This window comes from Ruegeria sp. B10 (assembly GCF_056539825.1).
In genome coordinates this window covers 353,752-379,798 of record NZ_JBQFVP010000001.1, presented here as the reverse complement: position 1 = coordinate 379,798, position 26,047 = coordinate 353,752, and the positions used below count along the sequence as shown (strand labels likewise).

The window sequence follows — 26,047 nt, the reverse complement described above, 5'->3', positions numbered from 1 at the left end:
ACCCCGGACAACAGGGGCAGGTGTTGAGGACAAAAGTCATGAGAGCAGTTACCAAATCAACGATGCGCCGTTGTGCGACCGGAGTTGCGGCTCTGGCCATTCTGGCCGGGTGCGAGGGGCCGTTGGATTACGACCTGCGCGGGCAGCTTGGCGGGTTTTCCACCACGGATGCGGCGCAATCCGCGACCACCAACCGCCCTGCGCCCGATGCGCGCGGGGTGATCACCTATCCGAACTATCAGGTCGCCGTGGCGCGCCGAGGCGATACCGTGCGCGATGTGGCGGCCCGGGTCGGCCTGCCCGAAGGTGAGCTATCGCGGTTCAACGGCTTGCAGACAACCGACGCGCTGCGCGAGGGTGAGGTTCTGGCCTTGCCGCGATCTGTTGGCGCGTCAAGCGGTGTGGATATTGCCTCGATCGCTGGAAACGCGATTGATCAGGCCCCGGATACGGGCGGGGTTCAGACGACGGTGCTGAAGCCGGTCGAACCTGCGCCAACGCCTACGCCGGTCGCTTCTGGTCCGGAGCCGGTGCGCCACAAGGTGAAACGGGGCGAGACGGCCTTTACCATTTCGCGTCTCTATCAGGTGCCGGTTGAGGCTTTGGGAGAGTGGAACGGGTTGGGCCCGGATTTCGCCATTCGTGAGGGGCAATATCTGTTAATCCCGGTCAAGAACCAGGCGGCCCCGCGTCAGGCGGCGGCAGCGGCTCCGGTCGCTGCGACCGAGGTGACGCAGCCGGGGCAGGGTTCTCCGACACCGACACCGCCGAGTGCGACCCAGCCGCTTCCGGATGAACAGGTCGCACCGCTGGCCGAGGCTCCCGAAGCGCCGGATGTCACAGCCGAAGCGCCCACCCGCAGTTCCGGTTCCTCCGCTCTGTCCTTGCCGGTCGCGGGCAACATTATCCGGACCTATGACAAGGGTAAGAATGAAGGCATCGACATCGCGGCCGCTCCGGGCACGTCGGTCACTGCAGCCGAGGCTGGAACAGTGGCTGCGATTACCGCAGATGCCGATCAGGTGCCGATCATTGTTGTGAAGCATAACAATGACTTGCTGACGGTTTATGCCAATGTTGAGGATATCACCGTCAAGAAAGGTGATCGGGTGCGGCGGGGGCAGAAACTGGCGGAATTGCGCGGTGGCGACAACGCCTATGTGCATTTCGAAGTCCGCAAAGGCTTTGAGTCGGTTGATCCTGAGCCTTATCTCAGGTGACCAGAATGGCCCGTTCCGGGCCATGCCTCCGGCGGGGATATTTTTAGCCAGATGAAGGGCGGATCACCCGTGTGGATCGAAGTCGCTCAGGCGTTTTCCCGGCTCGTCTGTGAAAAGCTCGGGCAGGGGAGTCACGGTTTCGATCAGGTCGATGCGGAAAACGCGAAAGCCGTTGCGCAGCTCGCACCATGCGGTGAGGGTCCAGACGCGGCCCCAATACTCCATATGGAGGGGGCGGATGGTGCGTTCGGTTAGGGTGCCGTCGATGCGGCGGTAGGACAGGTGCAGTTTCTGGCGGGTTTTGATGGCGGCGCGGAGCGGGGCCATATGCGCCAATCCGCGCGCGGCGTCGGCGAAGGGGTAGACCGCGAATTTCCATGTATCAGCCTCGGCCACGACCTGCGTGGGCAGGACAGCGTCGATCTTTTCCGCCAGTGACTCGGCTGCGGCTTTCAGGCCGGGATCAGCTGCCTCGGCGACGATGGCCATCCCGAGGTTCAGCGCCTCAAGCTCGGCCGTGGTCAGATTGAGTGGGGGAAGGGTGATCTGCTCGCGCACCATGTAACCCACGCCGCGTTCGCCGTCGACGGGAACGCCCGAGGCGACCAGAGTGTCCATGTCGCGATAGATCGTGCGGACCGAAACCTCGAGCCGGTCCGCGATGTCCTGCGCGCGGTGTAGTTTACCGTCGCGCAAGATTTGAATGATGTCGAACAGGCGATCAGTGCGGCGCATGATACGCCGTTCTGACCTGTGTCAGGTCATGTTCCATAGGACTGCCTCATGCCGCATCTGCAGGCTTTCGGGGTTGATGGCCGCCATCAGGGCTGGCGCAAACTCCTGCTGCGGGAATTCTGCGGCCGCCGTTTGTGCAGCGTTCATATCTTGCCAAACGACATAATCCGTCCAGCGGCCGTCTTCCCCTTGGCTGAGGTGGCGGTGGGCAAAGCCGGGTGCTGCGCGCACGAAGCTCTCGGTCGATTGGCTGAGTTTGACGAAGGCCTCGGGTGAGGTGCCCTCGGTCAGGGTGAAGGTGACGATTTCGGCGACATGGGTCATGTGTTTCTCCGTTGACCAGGTTGCGATACCGCTGTCCTAGCCCGTTGCAACTGACATAAACCTGTCAGTTGAGAAAAGCGAGAGCCATGAATCCGCAAGATCACATCAAATTTGCCGCCGGAATTGGCGCGGCTGTCTTTTTAGAACGCGGCTGGCCGCGTAAACACGGGGTCAGAAAAAGGTTCAGGCGCAGTGCGCCTTTGAGAAGGAGAACAAACATGCTCAACAATATCGGACTTCCCGGCCTGCTGCTGATCGCTGTTGTGGTGCTGGTGCTGTTTGGCCGCGGAAAAATCAGCTCGCTGATGGGTGAGGTTGGCAAGGGCATCACCTCGTTCAAGAAAGGCGTCAAGGAAGGCGCGGACGAGCTGGAGCAGGATGCAGCCGAAGTGGCCAAGGACGTCACGCCCGAAACCGAGAAAGACAAGGTCTAAACCCGGATGTTTGATCTGGGCTGGACCGAGCTTCTGGTCATCGGCATCGTTGCCCTGATTGTGGTGGGGCCAAAAGACCTGCCCGTGCTGTTTCGCAATGTCGGGCGGTTCGTCGGCAAGGCCCGTGGGATGGCGCGCGAATTCACCAGCGCCATGAACGAGGCTGCGGACCAGGCAGGTGTGAACGAGATCAAGAAGGGCCTGAACGCGGCTACGAATCCCGTGAACAGCGCGATGGACGGTGTCAAAAAGGCCGCTCAGGATTTGAGCAGCAGCATCGACCCCACGAAGTTCGACCCGGAAAGTGAAACGGGCAAGCTGGCGGCTGAGCGGGCGGAACAGGCCAAGAAGATTCAAGCCACCTCTGCTCGCGCCGCTGCCGAGCGCAAGGCCAAAGAAGCGGCTGATGCGCTGGCCAAAGCCGAAGAGGCCGAAGCCGCGCTGAACACTGAGAACAAGACATGAGCAAGACCGACGAAATCGAAGACAGCTCGGCCCCTCTGATCGAGCATCTGGCCGAATTGCGGACACGACTCATTCACTGCGTCGTGGCGTTTCTGATCGGTATGATCATCTGTTTCACGGTTGCGACGCCTCTTTTCAACTTCCTGACGCATCCTTTGTGTGAGGTGTTGAATGAGCGTGGCCAGGATTGCGGGCTGATCTTCATCTCGCCGCAGGAAGGCTTCTTTGTTGCGATCAAGGTGTCGCTGCTGGGGGGCTTTATTCTGGCGTTCCCCTATATCGGGATGCAGATGTGGCGCTTTGTTGCTCCGGGGCTATATAGGTCCGAGAAGAACGCTTTCTTGCCGTTCATGTTGGCCTCGCCCTTCATGTTCCTGTTGGGGGCAAGCTTCGCCTTCTACGTCGTAACGCCTTTGGCCTATGACTTTTTCCTCGGGTTCCAGCAGTTCGGCGCTGAAGGTGAGGCCGTCGTGGATGGCGCCACCTCTGCACCGCTGAGCGTGGTGTTCCAAGGCTCCGCTCAGGAATACTTGAACCTGACAATCAAGTTCATCGTGGCCTTCGGGTTGTGTTTCCAACTGCCGGTGTTGCTTACGCTGATGGGCAAGGCGGGGCTGGTCACGGCTGAGGGGCTGGGTAGTGTCCGTAAATACGCGGTAGTCGCCATTCTGGTGCTTGCCGCGCTCGTGACGCCTCCCGACGTGATCACACAGATCATTCTGTTCGTAGTGGTCTACGGCCTTTATGAGGTGTCGATCTTCCTTGTGGCGCGTGTCGAGAAGAAACGCGAAGAACAACTCCGCGCGGATGGCTACTATGATGACGAGGCCGAAGCGGATGAGGACCTGATGCAGGAAGAAGACGGGAAGTAATCTCTTGCTGTTTCCAAGACAGGCGCGCCCATGACAGGCGCGCCTTTTTCGTTGGAACCCCTTGTTGCCAAAAGCCGAACATGGTTTGACACCGTTGGAATAAGACCCCGGAGGCCGCCATGGATACCCAAGCCCTGAACCGTATCGCCGACGCGCTAGAGCGGATGGCTCCGGCCCCCCTAGCGGGTCCGGACTTCAACGCTGCATCGGCTTTCGTCTGGCAGGTTGAACCTGACCGGCTTGACCCTGTCCCTCAGGTCAACCGCGTGGATCTGGATCTGTTGGTGGGCATTAACCGTTCACGCGATACGCTGCTGGACAACACAAGGCGCTTTGCGAAGGGCTACAAGGCCAACAACGCGCTGCTCTGGGGCGCGCGGGGGATGGGGAAATCCAGCCTCGTGAAGGCCGTCCACGGCACGCTGCAAACCGAGCACGCAAACCTGAAACTGGTCGAGCTTCAACGCGAAGACATGAGCTCGGTCGCGCGGCTGTTGAACCACCTGCGCGCGGCGCCGCACCGGTTCATCCTGTTCTGTGATGACCTGTCGTTCAGCCATGACGACCAGCACTACAAATCGCTCAAGGCTGTGCTGGACGGCGGCATCGAAGGCCGGCCCGAAAACGTCGTCTTCTACGCCACCTCGAACCGCCGCCACCTGATGCCGCGGGACATGATCGAGAACGAACGCTCCAGCGCCATCAACCCGTCCGAAGCCGTCGAAGAAAAGGTCTCACTGTCCGATCGTTTCGGGCTGTGGTTGGGCTTCCATCCCTGTGATCAGGACGAATACCTGGCCATGATCGACCGTTATTGCGCCGCCTACAAAGTGTCGGTCGACCCGGAAACCTTACGCGCGGAAGCCATCGAATGGCAGGCGACGCGCGGGTCGCGCTCGGGCCGTGTTGCGTGGCAATTCTTCGTCGATCTCGCGGGGCGCAACGGCGTCCATATCGCGTGATCCCAGCTTCATCTGGCTAAAAATACCTCCGCCGGAGGCATGGCCCAAAGGGCCATTCCCTACAACAACGCCAGAATCCGAGCCGCTTCATCCGCTGTGCTGGTCAGCACATCGCGATCCTCACCGGGGTGAAACCGCGCGCGCACGGCTGTCGGCATCGGGGCAGGCTCCACAATCGACACTTTGGGCCCAGTCCGTTCAGTCTCAACCTGCCAACTGTGTGCCAGAGCGATCTGGGCGGCCTTGGTGGCGCCGTAGATGCCGTAGAACTTCTCGCCCGCTTTGGGGTCATCAAAGAACACGGCATGCCCGGCCTCACCCAGCAAAGGTGTCACATAGGGGATCAGTACCGAGGTGGCATTGGCGTTGGTGTTCATCGCCTTTGTCCACTCTTTGGGATCAACGAAATGCGCCGGTGTGAGGGCCGAAGTATGGACGGCCGTATGCAGCCACAAATCCACTTTGCCCCAGCGATCATGAATACCCCTGCATAGGGTAGCCATCGCGTTGGGGTCGGTGATGTCCATGGGCGCAAGGGTGGCCGAACCGCCCTTGGCTTTGATCCGGTCGTCCAGCTCTTCCAACCCGCCAGTGGTACGGGCGACGGCGACGATGTGATACTCGGGGGCCAGCGCTTCGGCCAGGGCTGCGCCCAACCCGCGAGAGGCCCCAGTGACAAGGGCAACTTTGGTCTGATCGGTCATGGCAGCGGTTTGAACGCCCGCGCGCGGGTCGTCAAGAGGGCGCTAGCCCCCCGGAATTCCAATCCGGCGGGTCTGGCCGCTTTGTCGCAGCATGATCCCGTGTTCATCAATGGCGACAACGGTGCCCGAGGCTACGCGGCTGCCCGGCTTGACCTCTTTTAAACGTCCCGAAGACAGGCGCATCAACGCGCGCAGGTCGGCTTTCGGGCCAAAGACACCCAGAACCGAGACCGAATTTCTTTTCAACGCGCCCCGCTGCGTGGCCGCGCTTTTGACATTGGCATTTGGCATTTTCTGCGGCTCGAACCGGGTTCGAACCCCCCATCTAAGTGGATTGTGTGAGTGGTGGAGAAGCGCTGCCTACCAAACCGCAAAATAAATCAAAAGATCACCCCGCTCGCAACAGATCACGGCGAGGTGAGGGGGGCGGAAGCCTTTGCAATCAGGTCATTCCTATCGGCAAAATCCAGCCAAAGCCGTGGCGATGTCCACGGCCTGCGTTGTTTTCTGATTCGCGTTGTCTCTTTAGCCCGACGCCAGTTTCGCCGCGTTCCACGACCCGCCGACAACCTGCATGTCTTCGCGCTTTTTGCTGACGCGGGTGCTGTTTTCTAGACTGTCGAGATAGTCACCGCTGACACTGCCGGTGATGTAGTTTCCGTCAAAGCAGGAACAGTCGAACGCCTCGATGTCAGGGTTGCCTTCTTTGGCGGCCCAGATCAGATCGTCGAGGTTCTGATAGAACAGAGCATCTGCTCCCAGTTCTTCGCGAATCTCTTCGATCTCTTTGCCGTTGGCGATCAACTCGTGCTTGGTGGGCATGTCGATGCCATAGACATTGGGGTATTTCACCGGGGGCGAGGCGCTGGCGATGTAGACCTTCTTGGCCCCGGCCTCGCGGCACATTTGCACGATCTTCTTGATCGTATTGCCGCGCACGATCGAGTCGTCGATCAGCAGGACATTGTGATCCTTGAACTCCAGCGGAATGGCGTTCAGCTTGCGGCGCACGGATTTCTGACGCTCTTCCTGACCGGGCATGATGAAGGTCCGACCGACATAGCGGTTCTTCACCAGACCTTCGCGATAGGGGATGCCGGTGATCTTGGCGGCCTCAAGCGCCACGGGGCGGGCGCTGTCTGGAACTGGGATGATCCGGTCGATTTGAAGACCCGAGTCCTGGATCTGTTTGGCCAGCGTTTGCCCCATACGCATCTGGGTTTTGTAGACCGAGACTCCATCCAGAAGGGAATCCGGACGGGCGAGGTAGACATATTCGAAGATACAGGGCGTCAGCTTGCCTTCGACGGCCTGAAACTCGTGCATGTTGCCGTCCAGATCAATCAGGATGGCCTCGCCGGGGTTCAGGTCACGGATCTTGGTAAAGCCGTTGATGCCAAAGGCCACGTCCTCGGAGGCAAAGGCGTAGTCATTGCCGTCGCCCTCGGTCTCGCGGATAGCAACCGAAAGCGGACGAATGCCGTGCGGGTCGCGGAAGGCCAGCATGCCAACACCGGCGACAAGGCAGATGACCGAGTAGGCACCCTGCACACGCTCCATCGTCATCTTCACGCCGGCAAAGATGTTGCGGATGGGTTCGGCATTGCCATTCACCTTGATCGCGTCGGCCACCTTGTCGGCCAGAACGTTCAGCAGGATCTCTGAATCTGACGTGGTGCGCAGGTGACGGCTGTATTTGCCGGTGACTTTTTCGCGCTGCTCAGCCGTGTTAGTGATGTTGCCGTTGTGGACCAGATAAATACCGTAAGGCGCGTTGACGAAAAAGGGCTGCGCCTCGGACGCGCTGAGCGACCCTGCGGTGGGATAGCGCACATGGCCCATGCCGACTTTGCCCAGAAGCGTTTCGGCGTCCGTCGCGTTGAACACGTCTTTGACCAAACCGTTGGCTTTTTTCTCGCGAAAGAACTCACCATTATATGTGACGATCCCCGAGGCATCCTGACCCCGGTGCTGCAGCATCAGCAGCCCGTCATAGATTTCCGCAAACACATCATGTGTCCGGCTTGCGATCCCCAAAATCCCACACATTTACGGGCTCCAATTACTATGACGTTTTGACCAGAGGGTTGAGTGACGGCCGGATAGGGAGGGGTCGTACCGTTCGTATCTTGCAGGCCAGACGGTGCATTATCACCGCATTGCAGGCAGATGAACATTGAAAGGACAAACCCGACAGCTCCGATTCCGTGGCAGTTTGGCCTCCACATACTGCCTTAGAACGCGGCTGTCATCAAAGGATCACATTTCTATAGGCCGCAGTTCTGATTTCTTCAGTTGCGGCGTGGTGACATATGAATTCATTTGTGCTGACATATGCATAATTTCATCGCGGAACTTATCGGGGAGGGGGCCAGAATGTGGCAGGAACGCTCACCAAACAAGAAAGATGAGCCGCCGAAAAGGCGCTGCCATCGGTGCCGCGGCATGGGGCGTGCGCCGTGCCCGATCTGCAATGGGGCAGGTGAAGTGGTCAAAAGTCGTGATATTCTGGGTAAACCGATTTCCAGCCGGTGTGATGGCTGTTTCGGCTTGAAAACCACCCGCTGCACGGTCTGCGGGGGTGAGGGGTTTGTTCAATGAAAAAGCCCGGCGCGAGGCCGGGCTTTTCGATTAACTGTCTGTGTGATTTAACTGTCGGTGGTTTCCGCAGCAGGGGCCGAGTCGCCTGCGGTGCAGCTGGCCACCAGCTCTTCGTATTGTGCAGTGACCCAACCCAGCGCGGCCTCGGGGTTTTGTTCTTCGATCTGGGTGCTGAACTGTTCGAACACCTTGGCCGAGCGGCTTTCGTCTACAAGCGTGTAGGACTGGCCGGTCATCACGGTGTCGTAGACAAAGAACGCGATAGCGACCAGCAGGATGCCCCGCGCGATGCCGAAGAAGAAGCCAAGCGCCTGATCCAGACCGCCCAGTGCCGACCGTTGCACCAGCGATGAAAATAGCGGCGTGAAGATGCTGACGATGATCAGGGCAATTGCAAACACGGCCGCAAAGCCGGTGATGACCGATAATTCGCAGCTGTCGCGCAGGAAATCTCCGACCACCGGGATTTCTTTGACCAGCGGCACGGCCTGCGGTGCGAAGATGAATGCCAGAACGGCTGCTGCCACCCAGCCAGCGATGGCAAGAACCTCGCGCATGAACCCGCGCGAATAGGCCAGAATGCCTGACAGCACGATGATCAGGGCCACAACCCCGTCAATAATTGTAAAACCTTCCATGGCCCTCGCCTGTTCTTTTCTGCCCCTCAGGGCCGGACTTTAACCTGCTCCGAAGGTTTCGCCAACAAACCCCACCAAATCAGAGGGTCGGGTGAGTGTCAGACCTGCCACAGTACCGGTTTTGCCGCCCGCCGGAGCGATTGCCGATGTGAAACCAAGTTTTTGTGCTTCTTTCAACCTGTTTTCGGTCTGAGGGGCCGGTCTAAGTGCCCCGGACAGAGAGATTTCTCCGAAAACGACTGTATCTGCAGGCAGGGCGCTGTCTTCGCGTGCACTTAGTAACGCCGCGGCAACGGCCAGATCGGCGGCGGGTTCACTGACCTTCAGCCCTCCGGCGACGTTCAGATAGACGTCGAGACCCGCGAAGGGGATGCCGCAGCGGGCCTCGAGCACGGCGAGGATCATCGCCAGCCGTCCGCTGTCCCAGCCGACGACGGTACGGCGGGGTTGCGAATGCGGTGACGGAGCAACCAAGGCTTGCAGTTCGACCAAAACCGGACGTGTGCCTTCAATTCCGGCAAAGACGGCCGAGCCGGGGCTGGGCGTGCCGCGTTCGGACAGGAACAGAGCCGAGGGATTAGTGACCTGCGCCAGCCCTTTGCCTGTCATCTCGAACACGCCGATCTCATCTGCGGGGCCAAAACGGTTTTTGACCGCGCGCAGGATACGGAACTGGTGGCCGCGTTCGCCCTCGAAATAGAGAACGGTGTCGACCATATGTTCGACGACGCGCGGGCCTGCGATTTGGCCCTCTTTGGTGACATGGCCGACCATCACGATCGAAACACCGTGTCGTTTCGCAAACGTGGTCAATTCATGCGCTGCAGCCCGGACTTGTGACACCGAGCCGGGCGCGCTATCCACCGTATCGGCCCACATGGTCTGAATCGAGTCGATGATGGCGAGGCCTGGTTTTTCAGCCTCAAGCGTTGTCAGGATGTTGCGGAGATTGGTCTCAGCCGCCAGTTGGACCGGCGCATCCTCGAGCCCCAGACGCCGGGCACGCATACGGACCTGCGCGCTGGCTTCTTCCCCCGAGACATAGATCGTTTTGACGCCAGCGCGGGCGAACCGAGCGGCGGCTTGCAGCAGAAGGGTGGATTTGCCGATGCCGGGGTCTCCGCCCACCAACAGGGCCGAGGCAGGGACGAGGCCTCCACCCAGAACGCGGTCAAGTTCATCCACCCCGCTGAGCGTACGGGGTGGCGGGGTCTCCTCGGTCGACAAGTCCGTGAGTGCAATGGACTGGCCCCGCTTGCCGCCGAGGGATTTCTTGGCTGGACCAGCCGACAGGGGCACGTCCTGGGTGATCGTGTTCCATTCGCCGCAGGCGTCGCACCGCCCGGACCATCTTGTATGTGTCGCACCGCAGGCCGAACAGGAGAAAGAAGTCGTCTTTGCCATGAGGCCTTTGGTGCCCGAGGACGGGCGGTTCTTCAAGCCCTTGCGGGCTTTCATCTCCGCCGGTGGCACGCCGCGTCCTTAGGCCCTGCGGGCCATCGGGTGCGCCGGGCGCTGACGCGCCTATTCTGCGGCGCGAGGGGGCGACATGGCGACCACGCTGGACGCGCTTGGGTCGCTGCCGTCGGGTGGTGTCTGCAATTGCGCTGAAAGTTCGGGGAGGAGGTCGAACAGTTCATCTCGTAGGCGCGTCAGTTGGGATTTGGCGATGGATTCCTCGATCTCGATATCGCGGGTCCATTGGCTGAGTTCATGCAGGATGGTCTGGGCGTCCTCGATCCGTTGCTGGAACAGTTCGACCTCTTCCTGCCGCTGTTTCAGGAACATCCGGGCGCGTTCGACCCTCTCGTTGCCATAGGTTTCGGCCAGTTCGTGGCTGATCTGGCTCATCTGAGCGGCGGTTTCCAGGATCTCAGGTTCTAACGCCTGAAGGTCGGGGTGGTCGCGCAGAAAGGCCATACGCTCTTTGACCGCATCGAACTCCGAGGCCAAGGCAAAAACGCCGCTACGGTCGGCGGCATGGGCGACCTGGTAGGCCTCGACGATGTCCTGCATATTCAGTGAAAACTTCCTGTGGGCGTTCTCAAGGGCCATCATCCGAGCGCTGGAGGGCAGGTAGAAGCCCAGCATGAGAATCAGGCAGGTCAGGCCGATCTGAACAAAAATACCTGCGTCGATCACGCCGGTCTGGCCGAATCCGGCCTGAAGTGACAGCCAGGGCAAAACCCCCAGCGCCGAGAGTGAAGTTGCAACCACTGCGCCAAGGGCCGCGATGCAGATCATGAAAAAAGTCAGTCTTAAAAAGGCATTCTGAAATTGCAATGTAATGTTGTTGAGGGCGGGCATGGTCGTCCATCTCCTTCTCAAACCGATACAAATCGGGCCGAAGCGGAGGACATATCAAACACGCAAGGTGATCCTCTGCGGACCCGTACACGACTAGAACTTTGCTGCTCGAAATATAAAGATGATACTTAGAAATGTGTTTTCAATCAACACGGTCTAAGGTTTTCGTGATGTGGATGTCATCTCAGTAATATATCCCAGCGCGATCGAGGCCAGAATGCAGCCAGTAAACAGGTAAAGGCCCCAGGCCGTCTCGATGGTCGCGTAGGAGATCCCCTTGGCCAGCGTGATGTAGAGCGCGATGAGGAAGATATCGGCCATGGCGAGCTTGCCGAGGATGTTCAGTGCGGGTTGGACGCGGGCATCCAGCAGGTCCCATTGGATCAGGGCGGTGCCGATGGTTTTGATGTAGGGCGCAAAGAGGGCGAAGACAGTGACGACCAGCGCGAGGAAGATGTCGGATTTCCACAGGGATTGGAGGCCGGTGATGACGCTGATTTCGGAAAGTCCGAAGATCGGTAGCAGGCCCGCGCGCATCAGTGGGGCGAACCACGCGATCGGGTAGAGGATCAGGAGGGAGAGGGTAGCGAGGCGGAGGGTCATTTGCTGTGCGTCTCGGCGAGATTTCAGATTTTGCGGCGATGTTTTGTTATGGTTAACTTAAACCGGTACTCGCCACTGAGTTATTTTTAGACGGGGAGGAACGATGTCGGGTTTTGTGGCCTACAAGTCAATTGTCGATCCATCAGACTGTGATTTTCTGGGGCATATGAATGTGTCCAAGTATTTTGCTGCATGCTCGGATTCCGTTTTTGCGTTGCAGTCAGAGCTGGGGCTTACGGCCGAAGACATGCGATCGGGACGAAAGCTATCCTTTGCGGTGGTCCATGCAGACAGCAATTTTCTTGTGGAATTGAGTGCCGGCGAAGCGATACAGATGGAAAGCGAAATCCTGGAGGTAGGAACGAAATCCATGACCTTCAGCCACAAACTAATTCGAGTTACGGACAGTGAAACGACATTTTCCACTGTTTTCAAATGCGTTTTGCTCAACCTGCAGACAAGGCGCGCAGAAGCTATTCCGCAGGACGTTATCGAACGTTCGACTAAGTGGATGGCAAAGATTGAAGATTAGCGCACCGCCTCAATCGGCCCCTCTGCACTCCCGCTGATGAACTGCTCTAGATACGGATCACCCGACGCGTCCATCTGACTAACAGGTCCGGTCCACTGGATCACCCCGTCATGCAGCATCGCCACGTTGTCGGCAATTGCGCGGACAGAGGTCATGTCGTGGGTGATGGTCATGGCGGTTGCGCCCATCTCGGTCACGATCTCTCGGATCAGGTCGTTGATGACGCCGGACATGATCGGGTCCAGCCCGGTTGTGGGTTCGTCGAAAAAGATGATCTCGGGCTCGGCGGCGATGGCGCGGGCAAGGCCCACGCGTTTCTGCATCCCCCCCGACAACTCGGACGGAAAGCGGTCGGCGACGTTGGATTTCAGACCCACACGGCGGAGTTTCTCGATGGCGATCTCGCGCGCCTCATCCGTGGGGCGTTTCAGCGAGCCACGCAACAGGCGGAAAGCCACGTTCTGCCAGACGGGCAGCGAGTCAAACAAGGCCGCGCCCTGAAACAACATGCCAAAACGCGCCAGAAACGCGTCTCGGTCGCCTTTGCTGGCGTCCTTGCCGTCGACATTAATCATACCGCTGTCGGGCTTGATCAGACCAAGGATACACTTCAGCGCGACCGATTTGCCCGTGCCGGACCCACCGATGATCACCATTGAGGTACCCTTTGGGATCTCAAGGTTCATGCCCTGCAGCACGTGGTTGTCATCAAAGGACTTTTTGACGTTCTCCATCCGGATCATAGCGAGAAGAACACTCCTGTCAGAACGAAGTTGGCGGCGAGGATCAGCACGGCGGCGGCCTCGACCGAGCCTTTGGTGGCGCGGCCCACGCCTTGGGCGCCTCGGCCCGAGTTCATGCCGTAGTAACAGCCCATAATGGCCGCGATCAGGCCGAAGGCTGCCCCTTTGACAAGGGATGAGACGATGTCGCGGGTTTCAAGGAAGTTGACCGTGTTTTGCAGATAGGCAGCCGGGTTGAACCCGAGGTTCTGTGTCGCCACAGTATAGCCGCCCATGATGCCTATGATGTCGCCGATACCGACAAGGATCGGCACCGTGATCAGCGCCGCCAGAACACGCGGAGCGGTAAGGTATTTCATCGGATGGGTCGACAGGGTGACCAGCGCGTCAATCTGCTCGGTCACTTTCATCGTGGCGATTTCGGCGGCGATGGAGGAGGTCACGCGGGCCGCGATCATCAGGCCAACCAGAACCGGGCCAAGCTCTCGCACCATGCCTATGGCAACAATCTGAGGGACTACGGCCTCGGCATTGAACCGCGCGCCGCCTGCGTAGATCTGCAGGGCCAGCGCGCCGCCGGTGAAGATCGCGGTCAGGCCGACCACGGGTAGCGAGAGCCAGCCGATATTCAGCAGCGCCATCGCGATCTCGCGCGGGTAGTAGGGCGGGCGCAGGATGTGTGAAAGCGAGTCCAGAGCGAACAGGGTCACGCGCCCAAACGCGGCCAGCAGGGTCAGAACTGTGCGGCCCAACCCACCCAGCAGAGACAGCGGGTTCATTCCACGTACCCTCGTGAATAACGGCGGCCCATTGAGGTCAGGATTTCATAACCGATCGTGCCGGCGGCCTCGGCCAGATCATCGACGGTCTGATGTCCGTTGAGGATGCGCAGCTTCTCGGGCTCAAAGCCCAGATCGGTGACGTCGATGGTGATCAGGTCCATCGAGATGCGACCCACGACCGGGCAGGGCTGATTGCCTGCGAAGGCGTCAATGCCGCCGCCAATGGCGCGGTGCAGGCCGTCGGCATATCCGGCTGTGACGGTGGCTATCTTCGACGGGCGGCGTGCCGTCCAGCTGTTGCCGTAGCCCACGGTTTCTCCTACCGCGACGTTGCGCACCTGCACGACCGGCAGATCAACGGTGACGACGGGCTTGGCCTCGGCAAAGGGCATTCCGCCGTAAAGGCCAATGCCAGGACGGCAGAAGTCAAAGTGGAATTCAGGCCCCAGCAAAGTGCCTCCGGTGGCTGCCAGAGACCTGGGGGCCGTCATCCCGTCGGTCATCCCGCGAAACGCGGATAGCTGCTGCTGGTTCATCGGGTGGTCCGGTTCATCCGCGCAGGCCAGATGAGACATCACAACCGCCGGGTTCAACGCCTCTGCCTGAGGGCGCAGCTCGGCCCAGTCGGCGGGCTCCAGTCCAAGACGGTTCATGCCGGTGTCAAGCTGGATGCCGAACCCATGTTCAGGCAGAGCCTGTTGGTGGCGTTGGAATTGCTCGCCCGAGTTGATCAGGGGTATCAGGTCGTTATCGCGCAGCAGCTCGGTATCCCCGTCCATATGACCTGAGAATACAGCGATCATCGGTCCGGGCCCTACCGCCTCGCGAATGTCTGCGCCTTCTTCGGCAACGGCGACAAAGAACTTGCGGACACCTTCCTCGGCCAGGGACCAGGCGACAGGTTCGGCCCCAAGACCATAGGCGTCGGCCTTAACTACGGCGCCGGTTTCGACATCCGTTTTTGCATCGAGCGCCCGCCAGTTGCTGGCGAGCGCCTGAAGATTGATCGTCAAACGTGCGGTACTCATGGAGTTGTTCATGACACTGGAATGCGGCAGGTCAAGAGGGGATCGTACACAACCTGTCAGGAAAATCCGCAAGATAGGCGGCATACGGCCATCTGACGCAGGAATTTGGGTAGGTTTGAGGGGCTTTTGACTGGCAGTGATGCGCGTACCGGGATTGTGCAGCGATACAAGTCAAAGGTCTTTTGAGCGGCGGATCGTTCAGAGCGACCCACGCAGGAGGCCCGTCTTATCGCCGCTCGTCAAGCAGCGGCTTGTTGTTGTTAAGATGTCGGGTCACCAATTTGCGCTGGCGCTTTTTGCTTGGAATGTAGCGCGCGGGCTGCGGGGTGGCAAAGAGTGCAAGCTGCGGGAACAGCAGCATCAACTCTTCGCGTGAGGCGTCATCCATGGATTGCAGCGCCTGCGGGCCGGTAAATAGACTTTCACTGGGCGCGTCTTCGGCAAACAGCACCACGTGGCGGTCAAACACAAGGTGGTGATAGGTCACCTGCGAGACACTGGTGTCGACGAATACACCGGGCATTCGGGTCAATTGAATTGCCGAGACCAAAACGGATTCGGTCCCGAACATGCGCTGCGCAATCGGAGATCGGATCAGCATCCGATGCTGGCGCGAGACCATAAGATCACGTTTCGGCAGCGACTGCCCAAGCGCTCCAGCGACGATGCGAACCGGAAACAGTTGCGGGGTCTTTATCAACTCGGCCCGGTTGAGGCTGCGGGACAGGGTCATACGCAGGGTCTCCGGCGGGCCATCTTCGAGTAGAACCTGATCTCCGGCGCGGAGTGCCTCAACAGGAACCTTGCCACGCGGCGTGCCGATCAGAGTGCCGGCTGTGAAGCATGGCGCGCCGGGGCTTGGGTTCGGGTTCTCGACGAAATTCACCCCGTCGGTCGAGGTAAGGGACGAGGTGTCATCTGTTCCGTTGCTGCCGATCTGGGTAGAGGTCTGCCCGCTGGCGGCGCCTTGTGTTGCGGTGACCTCATTGTCGAAGGACACAAAGCTCAGCACCGTGCCATTGTCGTCAAGCGACACAGCGCCCAGCCGGTTGATACGTGCCGAGACCACATAATAGTCGAAACCGTTGACCGTGTTCACCGGCGCTGTATCGACATCTGTGGAGCTTCGTACTGTTCCGTTGGCATTGTAAACTTGAACCCTCAGGTCCGAGACATCCGTACCGGTCGGAACGCGGATTTCGATGAAATCGCCGTCTGGCGCAAAATTTGGCCCGTTTCTGTATCGTATTTCCGAAATGATCGCGGGCAATGACGTAGGCCTTGCTAAAATCCGGCAGTACGTGCCGTCATTCAGTACACACTAACACACGACGATTGGCATTCAAAATCGGCTATTTGGATATTTAAAGTGACTTTTAGTAACCCTCAATCTCGCCGCCTTGTTGCCAGGGTTTGACCAGATTGCCAAAGCGGGTGAACTGCGCCTCGAACGACAGTTCGACAGTGCCAATGGGGCCGTGGCGCTGCTTGCCGACGATGACCTCGGCCTTGCCATGCAGGCGCTCCATGGCCTGCTTCCACTCTTCCATCTTTTCCAGCTCGTGATCGCCGGGCTTTTCGCGTTCCTTGTAGTATTCCTCGCGAAACACGAACATCACCACGTCGGCGTCCTGCTCGATCGAGCCCGATTCCCGAAGGTCAGACAGTTGCGGGCGTTTGTCGTCGCGGCTTTCCACCTGACGGCTCAACTGGGACAGGGCGATGACCGGGATGTTCAATTCCTTGGCAATCGCCTTCATGCCCATCGAGATCTCGGCGATCTCATTGACGCGGTTGTCGGACATGCCCCGGCACAGCTGCAAATAGTCGATCACCAGCAGATCCAACCCGTGCGTCCGCTTCAACCGCCGCGCACGCGCTGCCAACTGCGAAATCGGCAGGGCAGGCGTGTCGTCAATGAACAGGGGGCAGGCTTCCAATTCCTTCGCTGCGTCGACGAACCGGCGGAACTCGGCCTCGGTCATGTCACCTTGACGGATCTTGTGGCTGGAGATTTCCGAGGCTTCGGCCAGAACACGACCGGCCAGCTGTTCGGCGCTCATCTCAAGTGAGAAGAAACCCACAACGCCGCCGTCAATCGCGCCTTCGCTGCCATCGGGTTTCAGCCCGCGCTTATAGGCCTTGGCCACGTTGAACGCCACGTTGGTCGCCAGCGAGGTTTTACCCATCGACGGACGACCCGCGAGAATGATCAGGTCCGAAGGGTGTAACCCGCCCAACTGTTTATCCAAGTCGGCCAGACCGGTGGAAATCCCCGCCATGCCGCCACCGCGCTGGTACGCCTCGTTGGTGACATTGACGGCTTCTGTGACCGCCTTCAGGAAGGATTGGAAGCCCTGTTCGGTCTGGCCCTGCTCGGAAAGCTGATAGAGTTGTTGCTCGGCCTCAACGATTTGTTCTTTGGGCTCGCTGGACACATCGACCCGTGCCGCCTTGTCCGAGATGTCGCGGCCCAGACGGATCAGCTCGCGTCGAATGGCGAGGTCATAGATCATTTGGGCATAGTCATGCACCGCGAAGGCGCTGATTGAGGCACCGGCGAGTTTGACCAGATACGCGGGTCCGCCCAACTCCTTCAGGCCTTCGTCATCTGCCATGAAGGATTTCAGCGTCACGGGCGAAGCCAGCGCATTCTTGGCGATGCGATTGGCTGCGACCTCGTAGATCCGTGAGTGAACCGGGTCGTAGAAATGCTCGGCCCCGATGATCGAAGCGACCCGGTCATAGAGGTCGTTATTGGTTAAGATCGCGCCCAGAAGCTGCTGCTCGGCCTCAATGGAATGCGGCATGGTTTCGGCGTTTTGAATCTGCGCCGCTGCCTGCTCGATACTGCTGATCTCGTTCATCTTGTCCCCGCTGCCCGTTCCGAGGTTCTACACGCCAAGCCCCGGTTCAAGCTATCTGCAAATGAATGGGGGTAAGTTGGTATAACCGCCCCCGGCTTCGGGATAACTGCCCATCTGAATGGGGATAACTTCCGTCCAGTTTTGCACGGGACGAAAGCTATCGCAACATTTGGTGTGATGGGCGCGAAATTCGACTAGATAGGCGCGCTTTGGATCGATTCGAAAATCAAATATCCCCAGCTTACCCACAGGCCGAATTTTACGATTTATTCGCGTCCTGCCACCCGCGCGGGTCGTTCAGGAAGGCTTCGACACCGCTAAGGGTCTCTTCGTCAAAGGCCTTTTGTGCCTTGGCCTCGGCCAGAACGTCCCACCAAGTGCACAGCGAATGCAGCTTCACGCCGTGATCGCCGAGGGTCTTCTCGGTCTCGGGGAAGATGCCGTAGTAGAAGATCACCGCGGTATGGCCGCAGGTCGCGCCCGTTTCACGGATCGCGTCGACGAAGGACAGCTTGGAGCCGCCATCGGTGGTCAGATCCTCGACCAGCAACACGCGTTCCCCTTCGCTCATCGCGCCTTCGATGCGGGCGTTGCGGCCGTAGCCTTTGGGCTTCTTGCGCACATAGGTCATGGGCAGGGCCATCCGCTCCGCGACCATGGCGGCAAAGGGGATGCCCGCCGTTTCACCGCCCGCGATATTGTCGAACGCCTCGAACCCGGCTTCGCGCATCACTGTGACGGTCAGGAAGTCCATCAGGGTCGAGCGGATGCGGGGGTATGAGATCAGCTTGCGGCAATCGATATAGGTCGGGCTTGGCAGGCCCGAGGCCAGCGTGAACGGCTCACGCGAGTTGAAGTGAACGGCCTTGATCTCCAGCAGCATCCGCGCGGTCAGGCGGGCGATTTCAGAGCTGTCGGGAAATGAACTGGGGATCATGGCGCAAACCTCGGGGCTGAAAGAGTGTTGCGGGCTGATAGCCTGTCCATCGGCCCGGAGTCGAGAGGGCCGAACAAAGAAAAAGCGGACCCGCGACAGGTCCGCTTTTGCCCTTGCGGGCGATGGGCAACCAAGGTGGGCTTAGCTGCTCATGTCATAGGCACGCTCGCCGTGTACCGACAGGTCGAGGCCGTTTGTCTCGGTCTCGGCGTCTACGCGAAGCGGGGTGATGGCTGCAACCACCTTAATCAACACAAAGGTGACAACTGCCGTAAAGGCGCCCACAATCACTAGGCCTCCAAGTTGTGCTGCCCATGTGCCCAGACCGAACAGCGCAATCATCAGAGTGCCAAAGATGCCCCCGACACCATGCACTGCAAAAACGTCCAGCGTGTCGTCGATGTTCAGCTTGTTGCGGATGACAAAGACGGCCTCCTGACACAGAACACCTGCAACGGCCCCGATGATCAGCGCTTGCACCGGACCCATAAAGCCCGAGGCCGGAGTGATCGAGGCCAGACCCGCAATGGTGCCGGTGACCAGACCCACCATTGACGCTTTGCCAAAGCGGATCTTCTCCCACAGTGCCCAGGTCAGGGATGCGGTCGCGGCAGACAGATGCGTGACGGTCATGGCCATCGCGGCGCCTCCGTCAGCGGCCAGTTGCGAGCCGCCGTTGAAGCCGAACCAGCCGACCCACAACATCGCGGCACCGATCATGACAAAGCCCGGATTGTGCGGAGGCGTCGTGCGGTTGCGGCGTGGGCCGAGGATCACGGCGATGATCAGCGCGGCCAGACCGGCGGTTTCGTGAACAACGATGCCACCGGCAAAGTCGCGCACGCCGATCTCACCCAGAATGCCACCATCAGACAGCATCCCGCCGCCCCAGATCCAGTGGACCACCGGCGCGTAGCACAGCAGCATCCACAGGCCCGAGAAGGTGAGGACAAAGCCAAAGCCGACCCGCTCGACATAGGCGCCGACGATTAGGGCGGGGGTGATGATCGCGAAGGTCATCTGGAAGGCAAAGAATAGGATTTCGGGTAGGGTGCCCGCGAGGCTTTCGGCATCGACACCGTTCAGGAACGCTTTGCCCAATCCACCCCAGAACCCGCTTTCACCGGGCCCGAAGGCGATGGAATAACCCGCGACCAGCCAAAGGATGCTCATTAAACAGGCAATCGAGAAGCAGTGCATAAACACGCTGAGGACATTTCGGGCACGCACAAGCCCGCCATAGAACAGGGCAAGGCCCGGCAATGTCATGAACAGGACCAGTGCGGTTGCCACAATGATCCAGGCTGTATCGGCTCCGTTCATGGGCCGGTCTCCTTTTTTGCCGTTTGGGCGTCGGCCGGGCAAACCGCCACGGCCGACACCTCGTGAGTGGTGTGCGGCGGGTTGAAGCTGAGCTGGATCGGGGAAAAAAGAGGCAAAGGTGCAAAAAGACGCCTATTTAGACGGCTTTTTTTCAACTGACGCTTAATTTTGCGTCAATGCAGTATAGTTGCTGTAAATTTAAGCGGTTTGCGAAAGACCGGAACAAAGCATTTCCAGCGCATGATCCCGCGCGGCCTGACGGACCCTTTCGCGCCCCAGAGCGCCGAACTCGACAGTTTTGGTGCGCGTAGGTTGCCCTTCGGCGGCAAGGCCAAAGCACACGCGGCCTTCGGGTTTGAATTCCGATCCTCCGGGGCCTGCGATGCCGGTGATCGACACGGCCAGCTGCGCGCGCGACTGGCGCAGAGCGCCTTCGGCCATTTCTTGTGCGACCTGCTCTGAGACCGCGCCATAGGCGTCCAGCGTCTCGCCGCGCACGCCAAGCATCTGCTGCTTGGCGTCGTTGGTGTAGGTGACGAAACCCCGCTCCACCACGGCCGAGCTGCCGGGGATGTCGGTCAAGGCAGCGGCCACCATGCCGCCCGTGCAGCTTTCTGCCGTCGCGATCATGATGCCTTGCTCTATGGCACGGTCCAACAGCTCAGATACGGTCATAGGCCCAACACTCCATGTGCGATCCCGGCCAGAACCATCACACCGATGGCGGCAAAGATCCCGGCGATCACATCATCCAGCATCACGCCCATCGCGTCTCCTTTGCGATCGGCCCAGCCGACCGGGCCGGGCTTGGTGATGTCGAACAGCCGGAACAGCAGGAACCCCGCGACCCAACCGGGCCAGAGCGCGGTGATCTCGATACCGTGTGCCCAGCTTGGGTAAGAAATGGCCCAGAGCGCGACGAACTGGCCTGCGACTTCATCGACGACGATCTCGGACGGGTCGTGATCCTCTTGCCCGGCGGTCATCACTTTTGTGGCCCACAGCCCTGCGATGAACACAACGAGCGTCGCGAAGACGAGCAGGGGGAAGCCGCCTAGAACGTGCAGGACCCATACCAGAGGCAGGGCGACAAGCGATCCCCATGTGCCGGGGGCAGGGCGCAGATATCCGACGCCGCCGACAGTTCCGATCAGACGCGCGATGTTCATGCTTTCACCAGACAGGCAGTGGCGAGCGATGCAATGCCTTCGCTGCGGCCGGTAAAGCCCAGACGCTCGGACGTAGTTGCCTTGACCGAGACTTGATCAGTGCGCAATCCCATGATGTTCGACATTTCTTCTTTCATTTTCGGGGCATGAGGGCCGATCTTGGGGTATTCGCAGACCAGCGTACAATCGACGTTCGAGATGCGGTAGCCCATCGCCTCGGCCAACTCGACCGCATGGCGCAGGAAGATCTCGCTGGCTGCGCCTTTCCATTGCGGGGCCGAAGGGGGGAAGTGCTGGCCGATATCCCCTTGTGCTAGCGCGCCGTAAATCGCGTCGGTGACCGCGTGCATCCCGACATCCGCGTCGGAATGCCCTTGCAGCCCGCGTTCATGCGGGACCTTCACGCCGCAGAGGATCACGTGATCGCCATCGCTAAAACGATGCACGTCATAGCCGTTGCCCAGCCTCACATCCATAGTCGTTCCCATTATGCTTTCCGCCCGTTCGAAATCCTCGGGGCGGGTGATTTTCAGATTGTCCGCATCGCCTGGCACAATGCAAACCTCAAGACCTGCGGCCCGCGCGACCTCAACATCATCGGCGGCGCCTCCGGGGTGCGCGGCATGCGCTTTGACGATGGAATCGTAGTCAAACCCCTGAGGGGTCTGCGCAGCGAACAGGTTGCTACGGTCCTGCGTCCCAGACACCGAGCCACCATGCCCGATCCAAAGCGCATCCGTAACGGGTAAGCCGGGGGCCGCGGCCTGGTGGGTATCCAGCGCGCTCAGGACGTTTTGAATGAGATGTGCCGAGACACAGGGCCGTGCCACGTCATGGATCAGCACGCGGGTCACTTGGTGATTTTCCAATGCTTGCAACCCGTTACGAACCGATCCTGCCCGGTCCGCACCACCTGCGGCCAGTATTAAGTCGGTCTCGCGAAACTCTTCCCAGGCCGAGGCGTCTTCGTCCGACAGGACCAAAACAGTGTAGTCGACGAGGCCGCGAAACCGGTCGATTGTCCAATCCGCTACGCGTCGACCGGCCAGCGCGCGCCATTGCTTAGGCGCGCCGCCTCCGGCGCGCAATCCACGCCCTGCGGCAACGATTATGGCGGCTGTGGTCATGGTCGGGTTTCTCCGGAATGCTGCGCTTTGTTTAGGGGGCGGTGAATGCAGAGGCAATCACCCATGGTAGTGTGATTAAAAAATAGGCAAGTGATGATTTTGCAGGCTTGATGACCGTCGTTTTGTTGTTCATATGCTCCGAATTCGATATCAAATCCGCAATTGCCCAAGGATTAAGCACGTTGACGCTGCACCTCGCCGACAAAACCGTATCTCCGCCTGTCTTGCTGGCCCCGATGGCTGGAATCACGGATCGCCCGTTCCGCGATTTGGTTATGCGTTTTGGCGCGGGGATGGTGGTCAGTGAAATGGTCGCCAGTCAGGAAATGGTACAGGCCAAACCTGGCGTGCGCGAGCGAGCCGAGCTGTCGGCCGATGTGGAAAACACTGCCGTTCAACTTGCCGGGCGTGAGGCGCATTGGATGGCCGAGGCTGCCCGTCAGGTGGCGGATCGTGGCGCGCGTGTGATCGACATCAACATGGGTTGCCCGGCCAAGAAAGTGACCAACGGTTATTCCGGTTCGGCCCTGCTGAAGACACCAGACCACGCCCTGAGTTTGATCGAGGCCGTGGTTGAGGCCGTTGATGTCCCCGTGACGCTGAAAACGCGGCTAGGATGGGATGACGCGTTGCTGAATGCCCCAGACGTGGCGCGCCGGGCCGAGGAGGCGGGCATTCAGATGGTCACGATCCACGGACGGACACGGTGCCAGTTTTACAAGGGCCGTGCCGATTGGCAGGCGATTCGAGCGGTGAAAGAGGCGGTCTCGATCCCCGTCATTGCCAATGGGGACATCGTGGATACGCATGCGGCCCGCGCAGCGCTGAAGCAATCGGACGCGGATGGTGTCATGGTTGGCCGAGGGGCGCAGGGTAAGCCATGGCTGCTGGCGCAGATCTGCCATGAGGTCTACGGCACCGATGCACCGGAGATCCCCGAAAGCGCGGATCTGATCGACATGGTGCGCGCGCATTATCAGGCGATGTTGAGCTTTTACGGCACGGACCTTGGCCTCCGCGTCGCCCGCAAGCATCTGGGCTGGTACATGGATGAGGCCGGAACGCCCGCGCCTCTGCGTCGCGCGGTTCTGACCTCGCGCGATACGGATGAGGTGCTGCGCCTGTTGGGTGATGCGCTGGAGTGGCAGCAGGGAGTGGCAGCATGACTTCGGATCAGAGCATCTGGAACTCGCTGCCGGTTCCGGCTTTCATTATCGACCAGGACGACCGGATTGCGGATGTGAATTCCTCGGGCGAGGGGTTTCTGAACGCCTCGCGCAAGTCGGTGATCGGCCACCCCGTCTGGGATCAGATCGCCGTTGATGCGCCGCTAGAGGAAGCCTTTGACCGCGCGCGTGCTCAGGGAACGCCTTTGTTCGTCAACGATGTGGATGCGGGGTCGGGCAATCGCGCACCGCTGCAATGCGCCTTGCAGATTGCACCGCTGGTTGGGCATCCCGGCTCGATGATCATGATCATATCTCCGCGCGAATTGGCGGGGCGTATGACGCGGGGCAATACGGTCAAATCCGCAGCGCAATCCGCCATCGGAATGGCAGAAATGCTGGCGCATGAGATCAAGAACCCACTTGCGGGGATCACCGGCGCCGCGCAATTGTTGAGCATGAATATCGCACCGCAAGACCTTGAACTCACAGATCTAATCGTTGCCGAAAGCCGTCGGATCGTAAAGCTGTTGGAGCAGGTCGAGCAGTTCGGAAACCTGCAGCAACCCGACTTCAAGCCGGTCAACATCCACGATGTTTTAGACCGCGCCCGCCGTTCGGCCTTGTTGGGCTTCGGCGCGGATATGGCCATTGTCGAGGATTACGACCCCTCACTGCCGCTGGCCTTTGGGGACCCGGACCAACTTCTGCAAGTTGTTCTGAACCTGTTGAAAAACGCCTCCGAGGCGGCGGGTCCGCAGGGCGGCACAATCCGCCTCCGCACCTATTTCGAACATTCCTTCCGCCTGCGCCGCAGCGATGGATCGGGACATTCGCTGCCGCTGCAGATCGAGATCATTGATGACGGGCCGGGCCTGCCGGAGAAAATCCGCAGTGACATCTTTGACCCCTTTGTCTCGGGCAAGGAAAACGGGACAGGGCTGGGGTTGGCTTTGGTCAGCAAGATCATCTCGGACCATGACGGCTGGATTTCCGTTGATTCCGTTCCTGGGCGGACCGTTTTCAAACTGTCGCTGCGCCGTGCGCCGGCTGAAAATAAAAAATCGAAAGAGGAGAGTATCTGATGGATGGCACCGTTCTGGTCGCGGATGACGACCGCACGATCCGCACCGTTCTGACACAGGCTCTGACGCGCGCCGGATGTAAGGTGCATGCCACATCCTCGCTGACCACGCTGATGCGTTGGGTTGGCGAAGGCAAAGGGGACGTGGTGATCTCGGACGTGGTCATGCCGGACGGTAACGGCTTGGAAATGCTTCCAAAGATCGCCGAGGACCGTCCTGGCTTGCCGGTGATCGTGATCTCGGCTCAGAACACGATTATGACCGCGATCCAAGCGGCCGAGGCGGATGCTTACGATTACCTGCCCAAGCCGTTTGACCTGCCAGACCTGATGAAGCGGACCGCGCGCGCCTTGGAACAGAAGCAGCGTCTACAGTCCGACCCCGAACCCCAGGAGAATGAACGCCCGGATGAGTTGCCTCTGGTCGGGCGCACGCCGGTGATGCAGTCGCTTTATCGTCTGGTGGCGCGGGTGATGAACACCGATCTCTCGGTCATGATTTCTGGTGAAAGTGGGACCGGTAAGTCTCTGATTGCGCGGGCTATTCACGACTTCTCGGATCGTCGGACCTTGCCGTTTGTGACGGCGACTGCGGCTGATCTGCGTGACCTCGAAGGCCCCGCACGCGTTATGGCACGGGTGCGTGGCGGGACGCTGCTGATTGATGAAATCGCCGATATCGACGACGAGATTCAGGCGCGGATCGTGCGGATGATGGATACGCCTGGTGATCACGTGCCCCGCTTCATGGCCACCAGCCAATCGGATCTGACCGCCGGGATGGAGGGCGGGCGTATCCGTCAAGACCTCTACTACCGCCTGTGCGGCGCAACCATCCATGTCCCGGCCCTGCGCGAGCGGGTGGATGATATCACCTTGTTGGCCGAGCATTTTCTGGCCCGCGAGGAAAAAGACCTTGGGTCCAAACGCTGGCTCAGCGCTGATGCGGTTGAGCTGGTCCGGCGCTATTCCTGGCCGGGCAATGTGCGGCAGTTGGAGAACGCGATCCGCAGGCTCAGCCTGACCAGCAGATCCGACGAGATCTCTAAGGCCGAGGTAGAGATGGTTCTGGGCAGCCAGCCCGAAGCCGAGCCCGTTCTGGGCGGAGGAGAGCGTGAGAAGCTGGCAACCTCGGTTGAACGCCATCTGCGCCGCTATTTCGATCTGCACGGCAATATGCTGCCACCTCCGGGCCTGTATCAGCGCATTTTGCGGGAAGTTGAGGCGCCGTTGATCGAAATCGCACTGGAGGCCACCGGCGGAAACCAGGCAAAATGCGCTGATTTACTTGGGATTAACCGAAATACGCTGCGGAAAAAGATCACGGACCTCGATATTCAGGTGACACGCCGTCGCAAACTGATGTAATATCGCCACACAAAGCGTGGCATTCGGGTATCGCCCGACGATAGACCACGAGATAT

General features: G+C 59.7%; 29 protein-coding genes. 10 read left to right on the top strand and 19 right to left on the bottom strand.

Translation table 11 applies throughout. The features are described from left to right. Nucleotides 1–38: 38 nt before the first annotated feature. Nucleotides 39–1,220: a peptidoglycan DD-metalloendopeptidase family protein gene (locus ACR0J4_RS01920; RefSeq protein ID WP_170641887.1), complete on the top strand. Its 1,182-nt coding sequence runs from the start codon at nucleotides 39–41 to the stop codon at nucleotides 1,218–1,220. A 63-nt stretch (nucleotides 1,221–1,283) separates the two neighbouring features. On the opposite strand, the gene ACR0J4_RS01915 is transcribed toward ACR0J4_RS01920, so the two are convergent. Beyond that, complete coding sequence (locus ACR0J4_RS01915; RefSeq protein ID WP_170641885.1) at nucleotides 1,284–1,955, bottom strand: helix-turn-helix transcriptional regulator; 672 nt, start codon at nucleotides 1,953–1,955, stop codon at nucleotides 1,284–1,286. A gap of 21 nt (nucleotides 1,956–1,976) precedes the next feature. After that, nucleotides 1,977–2,279 carry a hypothetical protein gene (locus ACR0J4_RS01910; protein ID WP_170641883.1) on the bottom strand — a complete coding sequence of 101 codons (303 nt, stop codon included), beginning with the start codon at nucleotides 2,277–2,279 and terminating at the stop codon, nucleotides 1,977–1,979. Nucleotides 2,280–2,497: 218 nt separating this feature from the next. Between ACR0J4_RS01910 and ACR0J4_RS01905 the strand changes: the two genes are divergently transcribed. From ACR0J4_RS01905 to ACR0J4_RS01890, 4 genes are all read left to right on the top strand, one after another. Beyond that, a complete protein-coding gene (locus ACR0J4_RS01905) occupies nucleotides 2,498–2,713 on the top strand; it encodes a twin-arginine translocase TatA/TatE family subunit (protein WP_170373887.1) in 216 nt (71 codons plus the stop codon). Between the two features lie 6 nt (nucleotides 2,714–2,719). Further along, nucleotides 2,720–3,178: a Sec-independent protein translocase protein TatB gene (gene tatB, locus ACR0J4_RS01900; RefSeq protein ID WP_170641881.1), complete on the top strand. Its 459-nt coding sequence runs from the start codon at nucleotides 2,720–2,722 to the stop codon at nucleotides 3,176–3,178. After that, nucleotides 3,175–4,050 (top strand): twin-arginine translocase subunit TatC, encoded by an 876-nt coding sequence (gene tatC / locus ACR0J4_RS01895; protein ID WP_170483497.1) that lies wholly within the window; start codon nucleotides 3,175–3,177, stop codon nucleotides 4,048–4,050. Before tatB ends, tatC begins: the two co-directional genes overlap by 4 nt. Before the next feature lie 119 nt (nucleotides 4,051–4,169). Further along, nucleotides 4,170–5,012, top strand: coding sequence for an ATP-binding protein (locus ACR0J4_RS01890; RefSeq protein ID WP_170641879.1), 843 nt, complete (start codon nucleotides 4,170–4,172; stop codon nucleotides 5,010–5,012). Between the two features lie 59 nt (nucleotides 5,013–5,071). Here ACR0J4_RS01890 and ACR0J4_RS01885 read toward each other — a convergent pair whose 3' ends face one another. The 3 genes from ACR0J4_RS01885 to purF form a co-directional block, all read right to left on the bottom strand. Next, entirely contained in the window at nucleotides 5,072–5,716 is a 645-nt protein-coding gene (locus ACR0J4_RS01885; protein ID WP_170641877.1) for an SDR family NAD(P)-dependent oxidoreductase, read from the bottom strand. Between the two features lie 42 nt (nucleotides 5,717–5,758). Then, nucleotides 5,759–6,007: a hypothetical protein gene (locus tag ACR0J4_RS01880; RefSeq protein WP_170641875.1), complete on the bottom strand. Its 249-nt coding sequence runs from the start codon at nucleotides 6,005–6,007 to the stop codon at nucleotides 5,759–5,761. Nucleotides 6,008–6,241: 234 nt separating this feature from the next. Then, entirely contained in the window at nucleotides 6,242–7,765 is a 1,524-nt protein-coding gene (gene purF / locus ACR0J4_RS01875) for an amidophosphoribosyltransferase (RefSeq protein ID WP_170641873.1), read from the bottom strand. A gap of 358 nt (nucleotides 7,766–8,123) precedes the next feature. On the opposite strand from purF, the gene ACR0J4_RS01870 reads away from it, so the two are divergent. Beyond that, nucleotides 8,124–8,270, top strand: a complete 147-nt coding sequence (locus ACR0J4_RS01870; RefSeq protein WP_170641870.1) for a hypothetical protein — start codon at nucleotides 8,124–8,126, stop codon at nucleotides 8,268–8,270. 94 nt (nucleotides 8,271–8,364) lie between these two features. Here ACR0J4_RS01870 and ACR0J4_RS01865 read toward each other — a convergent pair whose 3' ends face one another. From ACR0J4_RS01865 to ACR0J4_RS01850, 4 genes are all read right to left on the bottom strand, one after another. Then, entirely contained in the window at nucleotides 8,365–8,955 is a 591-nt protein-coding gene (locus ACR0J4_RS01865; RefSeq protein WP_170641868.1) for a CvpA family protein, read from the bottom strand. Nucleotides 8,956–8,994: 39 nt separating this feature from the next. After that, entirely contained in the window at nucleotides 8,995–10,359 is a 1,365-nt protein-coding gene (gene radA, locus ACR0J4_RS01860) for a DNA repair protein RadA (protein WP_170641866.1), read from the bottom strand. A gap of 120 nt (nucleotides 10,360–10,479) precedes the next feature. Continuing rightward, entirely contained in the window at nucleotides 10,480–11,262 is a 783-nt protein-coding gene (locus ACR0J4_RS01855; protein WP_170641864.1) for a kinetochore Spc7 family protein, read from the bottom strand. 156 nt (nucleotides 11,263–11,418) lie between these two features. Next, a complete protein-coding gene (locus tag ACR0J4_RS01850; protein WP_170548338.1) occupies nucleotides 11,419–11,865 on the bottom strand; it encodes a paraquat-inducible protein A in 447 nt (148 codons plus the stop codon). Between the two features lie 103 nt (nucleotides 11,866–11,968). Here ACR0J4_RS01850 and ACR0J4_RS01845 point away from each other — a divergent pair, with 103 nt between their 5' ends. Next, nucleotides 11,969–12,397 (top strand): thioesterase family protein, encoded by a 429-nt coding sequence (locus ACR0J4_RS01845; RefSeq protein ID WP_170548341.1) that lies wholly within the window; start codon nucleotides 11,969–11,971, stop codon nucleotides 12,395–12,397. On the opposite strand, the gene ACR0J4_RS01840 is transcribed toward ACR0J4_RS01845, so the two are convergent. The 10 genes from ACR0J4_RS01840 to ACR0J4_RS01795 all read right to left on the bottom strand — a co-directional run bounded on the left by ACR0J4_RS01840 (nucleotide 12,394) and on the right by ACR0J4_RS01795 (nucleotide 22,373). Then, nucleotides 12,394–13,140, bottom strand: coding sequence for an ATP-binding cassette domain-containing protein (locus ACR0J4_RS01840; protein WP_170641862.1), 747 nt, complete (start codon nucleotides 13,138–13,140; stop codon nucleotides 12,394–12,396). The two genes, ACR0J4_RS01845 and ACR0J4_RS01840, sit on opposite strands and share 4 nt — an antisense overlap. Continuing rightward, nucleotides 13,137–13,919: an MlaE family ABC transporter permease gene (locus tag ACR0J4_RS01835; protein ID WP_170548344.1), complete on the bottom strand. Its 783-nt coding sequence runs from the start codon at nucleotides 13,917–13,919 to the stop codon at nucleotides 13,137–13,139. Before ACR0J4_RS01835 ends, ACR0J4_RS01840 begins: the two co-directional genes overlap by 4 nt. Continuing rightward, the gene (gene alr, locus ACR0J4_RS01830) at nucleotides 13,916–14,950 is read right to left on the bottom strand and encodes an alanine racemase (RefSeq protein WP_170641860.1); all 1,035 of its coding nucleotides are present in this window, start codon (nucleotides 14,948–14,950) and stop codon (nucleotides 13,916–13,918) included. Before alr ends, ACR0J4_RS01835 begins: the two co-directional genes overlap by 4 nt. Before the next feature lie 226 nt (nucleotides 14,951–15,176). Then, on the bottom strand, nucleotides 15,177–16,220 hold the full coding sequence (locus ACR0J4_RS01825) for a Hint domain-containing protein (protein WP_480668276.1): 1,044 nt from the start codon (nucleotides 16,218–16,220) through the stop codon (nucleotides 15,177–15,179). A 106-nt stretch (nucleotides 16,221–16,326) separates the two neighbouring features. Continuing rightward, nucleotides 16,327–17,817 (bottom strand): replicative DNA helicase, encoded by a 1,491-nt coding sequence (locus ACR0J4_RS01820; RefSeq protein ID WP_170458558.1) that lies wholly within the window; start codon nucleotides 17,815–17,817, stop codon nucleotides 16,327–16,329. 259 nt (nucleotides 17,818–18,076) lie between these two features. Further along, a complete protein-coding gene (locus ACR0J4_RS01815; protein ID WP_170458556.1) occupies nucleotides 18,077–18,754 on the bottom strand; it encodes an orotate phosphoribosyltransferase in 678 nt (225 codons plus the stop codon). 141 nt (nucleotides 18,755–18,895) lie between these two features. Beyond that, on the bottom strand, nucleotides 18,896–20,077 hold the full coding sequence (locus tag ACR0J4_RS01810; RefSeq protein WP_170641859.1) for an ammonium transporter: 1,182 nt from the start codon (nucleotides 20,075–20,077) through the stop codon (nucleotides 18,896–18,898). A 198-nt stretch (nucleotides 20,078–20,275) separates the two neighbouring features. Continuing rightward, nucleotides 20,276–20,752 (bottom strand): CinA family protein, encoded by a 477-nt coding sequence (locus ACR0J4_RS01805; RefSeq protein WP_170641858.1) that lies wholly within the window; start codon nucleotides 20,750–20,752, stop codon nucleotides 20,276–20,278. Continuing rightward, entirely contained in the window at nucleotides 20,749–21,246 is a 498-nt protein-coding gene (locus tag ACR0J4_RS01800) for a phosphatidylglycerophosphatase A family protein (protein WP_170641857.1), read from the bottom strand. The genes ACR0J4_RS01805 and ACR0J4_RS01800 overlap by 4 nt, the downstream gene beginning before the upstream one ends. Beyond that, nucleotides 21,243–22,373, bottom strand: a complete 1,131-nt coding sequence (locus tag ACR0J4_RS01795) for a bifunctional 2-C-methyl-D-erythritol 4-phosphate cytidylyltransferase/2-C-methyl-D-erythritol 2,4-cyclodiphosphate synthase (protein ID WP_170641856.1) — start codon at nucleotides 22,371–22,373, stop codon at nucleotides 21,243–21,245. The genes ACR0J4_RS01800 and ACR0J4_RS01795 overlap by 4 nt, the downstream gene beginning before the upstream one ends. 107 nt (nucleotides 22,374–22,480) lie before the next feature. On the opposite strand from ACR0J4_RS01795, the gene dusB reads away from it, so the two are divergent. Genes dusB through ACR0J4_RS01780 form a run of 3 tightly spaced genes read left to right on the top strand, consistent with a single transcriptional unit; the run spans nucleotide 22,481 to nucleotide 25,991 of the window. Continuing rightward, nucleotides 22,481–23,539: a tRNA dihydrouridine synthase DusB gene (gene dusB / locus ACR0J4_RS01790; protein ID WP_480668275.1), complete on the top strand. Its 1,059-nt coding sequence runs from the start codon at nucleotides 22,481–22,483 to the stop codon at nucleotides 23,537–23,539. Continuing rightward, nucleotides 23,536–24,624, top strand: coding sequence for a two-component system sensor histidine kinase NtrB (locus ACR0J4_RS01785; protein WP_170373864.1), 1,089 nt, complete (start codon nucleotides 23,536–23,538; stop codon nucleotides 24,622–24,624). Before dusB ends, ACR0J4_RS01785 begins: the two co-directional genes overlap by 4 nt. Then, on the top strand, nucleotides 24,624–25,991 hold the full coding sequence (locus ACR0J4_RS01780; RefSeq protein WP_170373863.1) for a response regulator: 1,368 nt from the start codon (nucleotides 24,624–24,626) through the stop codon (nucleotides 25,989–25,991). The genes ACR0J4_RS01785 and ACR0J4_RS01780 overlap by 1 nt, the downstream gene beginning before the upstream one ends. The last annotated feature ends 56 nt before the right edge of the window (nucleotides 25,992–26,047 follow it).

Coding starts and splice junctions, on each gene's coding strand:
- ACR0J4_RS01920 (WP_170641887.1), top strand. CDS start 39: ATGAGAGCAGTTACCAAATCAACGATGCGCCGTTGTGCGACCGGAGTT.
- ACR0J4_RS01915 (WP_170641885.1), bottom strand. CDS start 1,955: ATGCGCCGCACTGATCGCCTGTTCGACATCATTCAAATCTTGCGCGAC.
- ACR0J4_RS01910 (WP_170641883.1), bottom strand. CDS start 2,279: ATGACCCATGTCGCCGAAATCGTCACCTTCACCCTGACCGAGGGCACC.
- ACR0J4_RS01905 (WP_170373887.1), top strand. CDS start 2,498: ATGCTCAACAATATCGGACTTCCCGGCCTGCTGCTGATCGCTGTTGTG.
- tatB (WP_170641881.1), top strand. CDS start 2,720: ATGTTTGATCTGGGCTGGACCGAGCTTCTGGTCATCGGCATCGTTGCC.
- tatC (WP_170483497.1), top strand. CDS start 3,175: ATGAGCAAGACCGACGAAATCGAAGACAGCTCGGCCCCTCTGATCGAG.
- ACR0J4_RS01890 (WP_170641879.1), top strand. CDS start 4,170: ATGGATACCCAAGCCCTGAACCGTATCGCCGACGCGCTAGAGCGGATG.
- ACR0J4_RS01885 (WP_170641877.1), bottom strand. CDS start 5,716: ATGACCGATCAGACCAAAGTTGCCCTTGTCACTGGGGCCTCTCGCGGG.
- ACR0J4_RS01880 (WP_170641875.1), bottom strand. CDS start 6,007: ATGCCAAATGCCAATGTCAAAAGCGCGGCCACGCAGCGGGGCGCGTTG.
- purF (WP_170641873.1), bottom strand. CDS start 7,765: ATGTGTGGGATTTTGGGGATCGCAAGCCGGACACATGATGTGTTTGCG.
- ACR0J4_RS01870 (WP_170641870.1), top strand. CDS start 8,124: ATGAGCCGCCGAAAAGGCGCTGCCATCGGTGCCGCGGCATGGGGCGTG.
- ACR0J4_RS01865 (WP_170641868.1), bottom strand. CDS start 8,955: ATGGAAGGTTTTACAATTATTGACGGGGTTGTGGCCCTGATCATCGTG.
- radA (WP_170641866.1), bottom strand. CDS start 10,359: ATGGCAAAGACGACTTCTTTCTCCTGTTCGGCCTGCGGTGCGACACAT.
- ACR0J4_RS01855 (WP_170641864.1), bottom strand. CDS start 11,262: ATGCCCGCCCTCAACAACATTACATTGCAATTTCAGAATGCCTTTTTA.
- ACR0J4_RS01850 (WP_170548338.1), bottom strand. CDS start 11,865: ATGACCCTCCGCCTCGCTACCCTCTCCCTCCTGATCCTCTACCCGATC.
- ACR0J4_RS01845 (WP_170548341.1), top strand. CDS start 11,969: ATGTCGGGTTTTGTGGCCTACAAGTCAATTGTCGATCCATCAGACTGT.
- ACR0J4_RS01840 (WP_170641862.1), bottom strand. CDS start 13,140: ATGATCCGGATGGAGAACGTCAAAAAGTCCTTTGATGACAACCACGTG.
- ACR0J4_RS01835 (WP_170548344.1), bottom strand. CDS start 13,919: ATGAACCCGCTGTCTCTGCTGGGTGGGTTGGGCCGCACAGTTCTGACC.
- alr (WP_170641860.1), bottom strand. CDS start 14,950: ATGAGTACCGCACGTTTGACGATCAATCTTCAGGCGCTCGCCAGCAAC.
- ACR0J4_RS01820 (WP_170458558.1), bottom strand. CDS start 17,817: ATGAACGAGATCAGCAGTATCGAGCAGGCAGCGGCGCAGATTCAAAAC.
- ACR0J4_RS01815 (WP_170458556.1), bottom strand. CDS start 18,754: ATGATCCCCAGTTCATTTCCCGACAGCTCTGAAATCGCCCGCCTGACC.
- ACR0J4_RS01810 (WP_170641859.1), bottom strand. CDS start 20,077: ATGAACGGAGCCGATACAGCCTGGATCATTGTGGCAACCGCACTGGTC.
- ACR0J4_RS01805 (WP_170641858.1), bottom strand. CDS start 20,752: ATGACCGTATCTGAGCTGTTGGACCGTGCCATAGAGCAAGGCATCATG.
- ACR0J4_RS01800 (WP_170641857.1), bottom strand. CDS start 21,246: ATGAACATCGCGCGTCTGATCGGAACTGTCGGCGGCGTCGGATATCTG.
- ACR0J4_RS01795 (WP_170641856.1), bottom strand. CDS start 22,373: ATGACCACAGCCGCCATAATCGTTGCCGCAGGGCGTGGATTGCGCGCC.
- ACR0J4_RS01785 (WP_170373864.1), top strand. CDS start 23,536: ATGACTTCGGATCAGAGCATCTGGAACTCGCTGCCGGTTCCGGCTTTC.
- ACR0J4_RS01780 (WP_170373863.1), top strand. CDS start 24,624: ATGGATGGCACCGTTCTGGTCGCGGATGACGACCGCACGATCCGCACC.